The organism is Bradyrhizobium valentinum, from assembly GCF_001440405.1.
Taxonomy (GTDB): Bacteria; Pseudomonadota; Alphaproteobacteria; order Rhizobiales; family Xanthobacteraceae; genus Bradyrhizobium; species Bradyrhizobium valentinum.
The window spans coordinates 3822-9180 of the sequence record NZ_LLXX01000053.1 but is presented as its reverse complement, the minus strand read 5'-3'; the positions used below and the strand labels follow the sequence as shown (position 1 = coordinate 9180).

General features: G+C 63.2%; 5 protein-coding genes. 3 read left to right on the top strand and 2 right to left on the bottom strand.

What is annotated here, in order from left to right; translation table 11 throughout:
• Positions 1 to 181: 181 nt before the first annotated feature.
• Complete coding sequence (locus CP49_RS09505) at positions 182 to 862, bottom strand: L,D-transpeptidase (protein ID WP_057850013.1); 681 nt, start codon at positions 860 to 862, stop codon at positions 182 to 184.
• Positions 863 to 1228: 366 nt separating this feature from the next.
• Complete coding sequence (locus CP49_RS09500; protein ID WP_057850012.1) at positions 1229 to 2632, bottom strand: TAXI family TRAP transporter solute-binding subunit; 1404 nt, start codon at positions 2630 to 2632, stop codon at positions 1229 to 1231.
• 131 nt (positions 2633 to 2763) lie between these two features.
• Between CP49_RS09500 and CP49_RS09495 the strand changes: the two genes are divergently transcribed.
• The 3 genes from CP49_RS09495 to CP49_RS09485 all read left to right on the top strand — a co-directional run bounded on the left by CP49_RS09495 (position 2764) and on the right by CP49_RS09485 (position 5307).
• The gene (locus tag CP49_RS09495) at positions 2764 to 3819 is read left to right on the top strand and encodes a glycosyltransferase family 4 protein (RefSeq protein ID WP_057850011.1); all 1056 of its coding nucleotides are present in this window, start codon (positions 2764 to 2766) and stop codon (positions 3817 to 3819) included.
• Between the two features lie 55 nt (positions 3820 to 3874).
• Positions 3875 to 4564: a class I SAM-dependent methyltransferase gene (locus CP49_RS09490; protein WP_057850010.1), complete on the top strand. Its 690-nt coding sequence runs from the start codon at positions 3875 to 3877 to the stop codon at positions 4562 to 4564.
• Positions 4565 to 4689: 125 nt separating this feature from the next.
• Positions 4690 to 5307, top strand: coding sequence for a hypothetical protein (locus CP49_RS09485; protein ID WP_057850009.1), 618 nt, complete (start codon positions 4690 to 4692; stop codon positions 5305 to 5307).
• The last annotated feature ends 52 nt before the right edge of the window (positions 5308 to 5359 follow it).

Genomic DNA, 5359 nt, shown 5'->3' with positions numbered 1-5359 from the left:
TCGCAATTGTCTTGAGACGCATCGGCAGACGCATCGTCCCCCCGGCCCGCATTGAATCGCCCCGAGGTGTTTTACAGGGGCGGCGAGGGGGACGCCACTGCACATTGCCGCGAGATCAGGTCAATAGAAAACGGCCCCGGCGAATGCCGGGGCCGTTCCGGGTCGTTCAAACTTTATTGGCTTAGCGGATGGTCCGGCCGAGGTCGGCGCGGCGATCGGTCATTGGCAGCACGATCACCTTGGTTCCGACGCTGACCCGCGAATAGAGGTCTTTGACGTCTTCATTGGTGAGGCGGAGGCAGCCCGAGGAAACGCGGGTTCCTATCGTCTCCGGCGCGTTGGTGCCGTGGATGCGATAGATGGTGCCGCCGAGATACATCGCACGGGCGCCGAGCGGGTTGCCGGGGCCGCCCGCCATATGGCGCGGCAGATAGGGCTGGCGGGCGATCATTTGCGGGGGCGGGGTCCAGGCCGGCCATTCGGACTTGCGGGTGATCGTCTGCGTGCCCGACCAGGTGAAACCGTCGCGGCCGATGCCGATGCCGTAGCGCATCGCCTGGCCGTTGCCGAGCACGAGGTAGAGATAGGTGTTCGGCGTATCGATGATGATCGTGCCCGGCGCCTCGCGGGTATAGTAGTTCACGACCTGGCGGCGCAGGCGTGCCGGCAGCTCGACCGTCCGCTCTTCTTCGTCCCGGGGCACAGCCTCCATCGACGGCGGGGCTGCTTCAATCTGCGGCAGAAAAAACGGAAACAGCGGCAGCGGGGCCGCGGCGGCGGGTGCGGAAAATGCAGTCGCGCCGATCGCCAGCGCACCGAGGGTGGCGGCCGCGAAGCGCGGCAGTCTGAATGAATTGGACATGATCGTCCCCCTGTTTGTCGCACCAGTTCGGCGCTTCGTTGGGGAAACCTCTAGAGATGAACCGTTTCAGGACATTTGCACGAAATCGCCAAAATGGTTTCGTGGCGTTAGGGAATTGTTTCATTAAGGTTTCGTTGACGGCCGTGGGCCGAACGGCCTTCCCCTCTCCCCTTGTGGGAGAGGGTGGATCAATCGCGCAAAGGCGCGATTGAGACGGGTGAGGGGTCCTCTCCGCGGAGACAGACCCCTCATCCGTCGCGGACTGCGTCCGCGCCACCTTCTCCCACAAGGGGAGAAGGAAGAAACGCGCCCGTTGCGCCGGCGCAGGTAAACCTAGTCGATCGAAGGCAAAGCCGGCCAAACCAATCAGATGGTCTGGCGGGCGCGCATCGGCGGTGCCTCGGCGGCAGCCGCATTGAGCACGGTCCGGCGGTCGGCCACCGCGTGGTGGAATTGTTCGAGCGCCAAACCGATTACCGAGAGGTCGCCGTCCTCAACGGCGCCGTCGTCATAGCAATCGAGCGCGTGACGCAATATCCCGTCGGCGGTGTTCTGCATCTGCGCCAGCTCTTCGGGCGTTTCCGCCTTGCGGACCCTGGAAATCAGGTCGAGCAGCTCATCGCGATGGCCGACATACACCTCGCGTTCGTCCCTGTTCCAGTAGTGCTTGAACCAGGCGCCGACCGACCCCAAGCCTGAGAGAATCAGGATCGCGCCCCAGATATAGTCGGTGTACTTTTCAAGGAACGTTCGCTCGTTGCCGTCGATATAGGCCGCCGCTCCCGCATGCGCTGGTAATGCAGCGTCCTTGTCGGTATCAGGCTTTTCGATCTGCGAGGCGGTCGGCAGTTCACGCGCGAGCTGCTGACGGTTGGTGAAGAGCTGCCGTGCGAAGGCTGCGACCGCCGTATCCGACAACGACTTCGCCGCGATGATCAGGTGGTTGACGGCAACGGTGTCGATCTTGTCTTCCGGCCGCTGCGGCGAGGAGCCGAAGATGCTGGCGGGAATCTCCTCGGATTCGTAGATCGGGTTTTTCTTCGAGATCGCATCGGAAACCTCGATCGGCAGGAATTTCGGCTCGCCGCGCGCCGCCGCCGTTGCCGCGATCGCGTCCACGGTGATCTTGCTCTTGAGCGGGCCGACCGCCATGAAGGCGTCGACCGACTGATCGCGCGCCATCTCGTTGATCTGGTTGGTGGCAAACTGGCTGATCGTGACCTTGTCGGGATTGATGCCGGACTCTTTCAGAATACTGCGCAACAGCGCGACATTGGCCTGCGTCCGCCCGATCACGCCGACGCGGTGGCCGGCGAGTTCGTCGAGACTCTTGATCTTGGCCGTGGGCTGCTTCTTCGAGCCTTTGGCGGGAAGGCCGGAAGGCGCCCACAGCACGACGACATTCTTGCGCAGGATGGCGACCGACTCGGCGCTAGCCGGCAGGTTCAGGTCGCCGCGCGCCACCGCGAGATCGGCCTTGCCGTCCGTGAACAGGGCAATGCTCTCCACCGCCCCTTCCGTCGTGATCGGCGTCAGCCGCACCGAGCTGCCCTCGCGCGCAAAGGTCTGCGCTATCAACTGGATCAGCTTCTGGTCGTCGCTGCCGGCAGGCCCCACCGCAATCCGCAGCGTCGTCGGCCGCAGCACGTAATACAGCGTGCCCGCAGCGACGCAGAACGCGAGCATGCCGGCGGCAAGGATCAAAAGCGCATAGCTTTTCCGCTTTCGCCGTCGGCGGGATCGCGCGGGATTGTCGTTTGGGTCTGACATCGTTCTGTCACGTTACATGAAAATGCGTGGAGTTGAGCCTAAAAACATCCTTACAGAACGATGACGTCATACGCTTGAAATATCCATGTCCCAACGTCGGATTTGAGAATCATTAATCTCGGGTCCGGGACATGAAGATACTGATTGCGACCGATGCATGGCATCCGCAGGTGAACGGCGTCGTCCGTACGCTGACGTCCCTGGCGAAGAGCGCCTCCGCACTTGGCGCCGATATCAGCTTTCTCACTCCGGACGGGTTTCCGTCGATGGCGTTGCCGACCTATCCGGGACTGCGCATCGCGCTGCCGAACCGGCGCGAGATTGCGCGGCGGATCGAGGAGGCGGCGCCGGACGCCATCCACATCGCGACCGAGGGGCCAATCGGCTGGATGGTGCGCGCCCATTGCCGCCGCCGCAAGCTGGCGTTTACGACGTCCTATACGACGCGCTTTCCCGAATATATCGCCGTCCGCAGCGGGCTTCCCGCCAGCGTCGGCTATGCGGTGCTGCGGCACTTTCATGCCGCGTCTTCCACGACCATGGTCGCGACCGACTCGCTGCGGCAGGAACTCGGCGCGCGGGGTTTTCGGAAGCTCGGTTTCTGGACACGCGGCGTCGACACCGAACTGTTCAATCCGCATGCGCCTGCGGCGCTCGATCTGCCGCGGCCGATCTTCATGACCATGGGCCGCGTCGCGGTGGAAAAGAATCTCGAAGCGTTTCTGTCGCTCGACCTGCCGGGGTCGAAAGTCGTCGTTGGCGACGGCCCGCAGAGGGCGCAGCTCGCGAAACAATACCCGGACGCGATTTTCCTCGGCGAGAAGAAGGGCGCGGACCTGACCGCGCATCTCGCCGCCGCTGACGTCTTCGTGTTTCCGAGCCTGACCGATACGTTCGGTGTCGTGCAGCTCGAGGCATTGGCCTGCGGAACGCCGGTCGCGGCGTTCCCGGTCACCGGCCCGAAGGATGTCATTGCAGATCACCCGATCGGCGCAATTGACACCGATCTGCGCAGCGCGTCCTTGCGCGCGCTGACGATGTCGCGCGAGGCCTGCCGGAATTTTGCGCTTTCGCGTTCCTGGGAAAACAGCGCGCGCCAGTTCATCGGCAATCTGACGGCGCTGCAGCCGAGCCGCGTGCTGCGGCCGGTGCGCCGGGCGCCCGCCACAAGCGCGGTGCAGGGCTGAACACAAAATTCGATCATCATAACCAGTTGCGTGAGACGAGAAGGCAGAACCAACCATGGCAGACATCATCAAGCTTGACGGGACGAGGCCCCTGGATTTCGACCGCGAAACGGTCGAGCAGGCCTATGATCGCTGGGCGCCGGTTTACGACCTTGTGTTCGGGGGCGTGTTCTCTAAGGGCCGCAAGGCGGCCATCCAGGCAACCAACAAGATCGGCGGCCGCGTGCTCGAGGTTGGCGTCGGCACCGGCATTTCGCTGCCGCTATATGCGCCGCATCTGCGCATCTTCGGCACCGATATTTCGGAAGCGATGCTGCAGAAGGCGAAGAAGCGCGTCGACGAACTCCGCCTGAAGAACGTCGAAGGGCTTGCGGTGATGGACGCCGAAAACCTCGAATTCCCAGACGATTCGTTCGATGTCGTGATGGCGCAATATGTCGTCACCGCGGTGCCGAACCCCGAAAAGGCGCTCGACGAATTCGCCCGCGTGCTGCGGCCGGGCGGCGAACTCATCATCCTCACCCGCGTGAGCGCCGATGCCGGCATGCGCCGCTTCATCGAGCAGCGGCTGCAGCCGGTGGTTCGCCCGCTCGGCTTCCGCACCGCCGAGTTCGCCTGGTCGCGCTACGCGCAATGGCTGGCGGGCGCGCGCGGCATGGAGCTGGCGGAGCGCCGCCTGGTGCCGCCGCTCGGCCACTTCTCCCTGGTGCGTTTTCGTAAAGCCGACGTCGCCGCGGCGGCCTGACGCGCCAGCGTTGCCGTCTCGCGTCGTCGCGCCGCTGCGCTCCGTCACATGTCAACATCATGATGTCACATGCCGGACATCGAATCTCGTTAAACGTCAAACCCGAAAGAACTTGGGGGTAGAGAATGATCAAGAATTTCCTGCAGGAACTGCGAACCCAGCGCTGGGACGACCATCGCTATTATCACCACAGCCGCATCAACCAGTCGCTGCACTTCGTCAGCGCGGCGAGCTTCCTGTTCGCCTATGCGATGCTGTTCTTCGATCCCGTGGTGTCCGCGCTGGTTGGCTGGCTGGTTTCGATGACCACGCGGCAGGCCGGTCACTTCTTCTTCGAGCCGCGCGGCTATGACCACGTCAACCAGGCGACCCATGAGCACAAGGAAGAGATCAAGGTCGGCTACAATCTGCAGCGCAAGGTCGTTCTGATGGCGATCTGGGCGCTGTCGCCGCTGGTGCTGTATCTCGATCCGACGCTGTTCGGATTGTTTACGCCCTGGACGTCGAGCGCCGACTTCATGCGTCAGGTGGCCAAGGTCTGGCTGGCGGTCGGCATCGGCGGATTGTTGTTCCGCACCGTCCACCTGTTCTTCATCCGCGACGTCGAGACGGGTCTCGTCTGGATGACCAAGATCCTCACCGACCCCTTCAGCGATCTCAAGCTGTACTACAAGGCGCCGCTGGCTCTCATGAAGGGCGAACTGATCGATCCGGGCCTCGAGAAGCACGTCAAGCACGCGTGATATTTGGCTACCGAAGACGTCATGCCCGGGCTTGTCCCGGGCATCTACGTTC